The sequence below is a fragment of the Roseburia sp. 1XD42-69 genome (assembly GCF_003612565.1).
Lineage (GTDB): Bacteria > Bacillota > Clostridia > Lachnospirales > Lachnospiraceae > Roseburia_B.
Genome location: NZ_RAZG01000160.1, coordinates 1 through 2,694 on the forward strand (window position 1 = coordinate 1; position 2,694 = coordinate 2,694).

The following is a 2,694-nucleotide window of genomic DNA, read 5'->3' on the forward strand; positions in this document are numbered from 1 at the left end:
CTATCCCAGCTCGCAGTCGTTGATAGCCTGCATGGCTGCGTCCGCATCTACCAGATCCCGCCTTTTTGCCTCTGCACACAGAAGGCTCTGGCTGCAGAGACGGTTTACCATGCGGGGTGTCCCATCCGAGGCGTTCAGGATCGCTTCGACAGCAGCATCCTCAAAAACAGTATGCAGGCATTATCGTATGGATTTCCCTTACGGCTATAGGAATGCAGGATTTCTTTCCCGCTCAGGCAATCTTCAAACGCCTGGCTCGTATACTGGCTCCCAAGGTCACTATGCAAGATGATTCCTTTTGTTTCCCTGACGTTCAGGCAGGCATTCTCTACCGCTTTCACTGCCAATTCCGCTGTCATAGATGTGCCATAGGCATAGCCGATGATTTTACGGCTGCACAAATCCATGACAGACGCCAGATAAGTCCATCCTTCTTTCTGCACATGGATGTAGGTAATATCTGTACACCATTTTTGGTTGATGGTTTCTGTTCCAAAATCACGTTTCAGGATATTCACTTTATCATCTGGGATACTGCCGTGATTGGCATGGTGGCTGTACTTCTTTACTACCACAGAGCGCAGTCCCTGCTCTGCCATATGCCTCTGGACCCGCTTGATGCTGCAGGGTGTCCCGGCGCCATTGAGTACACGGCATAGTTTGACAGCCCCGTATCTGCGTTTGGAATCCTCAAAGGCTTGTTTCACTTTCCTGCCGAATTCCTCATACTCCATCCGTTTATTTGAAGGTACACAAACCAGAGCTTTGTAATAGGTACTCCTTGGGAATTTCAAGGCACTGCAAAGCTGGGATACAGAGTAGTTTGTTAAGTTGTCCTGGATAAATGCAACAATCTCGGCTATTGTTCTTTTGCGAATATGGCGGTCGCTTTTTTTAATATTTCATTCTCGGTCTTAAGGCGCTGGATTTCTTTCTGGAGAGCCTTATACTCCTTGAGAGTGACCGTTTCCTCCTCTGATACCTTGATAGGGGAAAGCTGCTTTACCCAGCCGCTAATCGTACTCCGGTTTACGCCATATTCACGTTCCAGTTGTGGATACGAAGTTCCTCCGGCATTATACAGATCCACGATCTGCTGTTTAAATTCCGGAGTGTAAGATTTTTGATTTTTCGCCATGTTGAACGTCTCCTTTGCTCTTTCACTTGATAGTATAGGTTGTTCAACTTTTTCTGTCCACACTTATATACTAACACCACTTGGGCTGGGGGCTTCTGCGCTCTGCTTTGCCACATGGAACCTTGCGGTAAAGGTGCTTGGCGCAGTCAGGACCAGCGTCTATATTTACATGGTTCCCGTCATAACGGTGGTGACTTCCGTGCTGGTGCTGAAGGAGCCGGTAACGTGGGTTTCCGTTATAGGGACGGTTCTGGCGGTTGCAGGGCTTTTCCTTTCTGAATATAACGGGAAGGGGAGTGGGAACAGTGAATGAGCCTGCGATAAGGACGGAGGAGCAGATCATCAGCCTGTTCCCCGACAGGGAAACGCAAGTCTGCCGGGGATGGGTGCTGAAAAGAATGGAAGGGCAGCTTTTGGTCTATCCGCTGTATTACAAATTTTCGAATGGGGATATCCCGGAGAACATCCGTAGGTGCGAGGAAATCAGCCGCCAGTGCGGGACAGGGTGTGTGTTCCGCATCGTGGAGCATACCAATTACCACCTGAGTTCTATCCTTACGGACAATGGGTACGGGCTGGAAAAATGCGGCGTGGTCGGTGAATGGAATTTAACAACGGATACCGGGGAACTTTGCATGAAAGGGAAAATGCAGGGCGGGCTGTTCCTGAAAAACGGGAACGGCGGGACGGGGTACGTCATGGCGGGAGAGATAGTTGTCGGGATAAAGCGTCAAGGGCTTTTATTCCTGCCGGACGGGAATCTGCCGGATATAAGCATGGAGGACATCCTGCGGTTTTCGATGGCAAATGGAATTGTAAGGATACTGGCAGATATTCCGGGGGAGGAAGAACTGCCGGAGCGGTATGGGCGGCTTGGCTTTCGCAGGGTCTATCTCTACCGCCGTTATCAGAAAAATCAGGAGGAAAAATCCTCCAAAGAACAGGAGAATTGAAAGATGGATTTACAGAATGAAAAATGTGTCATGGTGATTGATGAGAACCTGCCGCTTGGCATTATAGCGAACACGGCAGCGATCATGGGTATCACGCTGGGAAAGCAGATGCCGGAGGTCGTAGGCGCAGATGTGTATGACAGGACAGGCAACAGGCATTTGGGGATCATTGAATTTCCAGTGCCAATTTTAAAGGGAAATGTGGAGATAATCAAGTCTATCCGTGAAAAGCTGTATGAGCCGGAGTTTTCGGATTTGACGGTGGTAGATTTTTCAGATCTTGCGCAGGGGTGCAAGACCTATGATGAGTTTATTGAAAAGATGAAGGATGTTCCGGAAACGGAATTGAATTATTATGGGGTTGCCATTTGTGGTGCGAAAAAGAAAGTAAACAAATTGACAGGGAGTATGGCTCTGCTGAGATAAAGGATATACAAAAGCTAACCGCCGCAGATGGCTTACCACCATATGCGGCGGTCTGCCGTTTCCGCAGGCAGGTCTGACAGCAGAAACCGCTTGGAAAGTGGGGAAACAGAGTTAATATGCTTACACGGCGGTTTGAGTTTCCACTATATCGGACGAAAGGCGAAAAACTTTAGGGCT

At 48.8% G+C, this 2,694-nt stretch carries 4 protein-coding genes and 1 pseudogene; 3 read left to right on the forward strand and 2 right to left on the reverse strand.

Going from position 1 to position 2,694, the window contains the following annotated elements:
* Positions 1–134 precede the first annotated feature (134 nt).
* Together D7Y06_RS24580 and D7Y06_RS27550 are read right to left on the reverse strand one after the other, a co-directional pair.
* Positions 135–899, reverse strand: coding sequence for an IS3 family transposase (locus D7Y06_RS24580; protein WP_330566601.1), 765 nt, complete (start codon positions 897–899; stop codon positions 135–137).
* Positions 860–1,138, reverse strand: coding sequence for a transposase (locus tag D7Y06_RS27550; protein ID WP_243119506.1), 279 nt, complete (start codon positions 1,136–1,138; stop codon positions 860–862). The genes D7Y06_RS24580 and D7Y06_RS27550 overlap by 40 nt, the downstream gene beginning before the upstream one ends.
* A gap of 79 nt (positions 1,139–1,217) precedes the next feature.
* On the opposite strand from D7Y06_RS27550, the pseudogene D7Y06_RS24585 reads away from it, so the two are divergent.
* The 3 genes and pseudogenes from D7Y06_RS24585 to D7Y06_RS24595 all read left to right on the forward strand — a co-directional run.
* A pseudogene (locus tag D7Y06_RS24585) lies at positions 1,218–1,451 on the forward strand (EamA family transporter); the annotation flags it as partial.
* A complete protein-coding gene (locus D7Y06_RS24590; RefSeq protein ID WP_120410104.1) occupies positions 1,444–2,091 on the forward strand; it encodes a hypothetical protein in 648 nt (215 codons plus the stop codon). The pseudogene D7Y06_RS24585 and the gene D7Y06_RS24590, both read left to right, overlap by 8 nt.
* 3 nt (positions 2,092–2,094) lie before the next feature.
* The gene (locus D7Y06_RS24595; RefSeq protein WP_120410105.1) at positions 2,095–2,517 is read left to right on the forward strand and encodes a DUF2000 domain-containing protein; all 423 of its coding nucleotides are present in this window, start codon (positions 2,095–2,097) and stop codon (positions 2,515–2,517) included.
* Positions 2,518–2,694: the final 177 nt, after the last annotated feature.

Excerpts from the sequence above, each read along its gene's own strand:
- D7Y06_RS27550 (WP_243119506.1), bottom strand. The coding sequence starts at position 1,138 with ATGGCGAAAAATCAAAAATCTTACACTCCGGAATTTAAACAGCAGATC.
- D7Y06_RS24595 (WP_120410105.1), top strand. The coding sequence starts at position 2,095 with ATGGATTTACAGAATGAAAAATGTGTCATGGTGATTGATGAGAACCTG.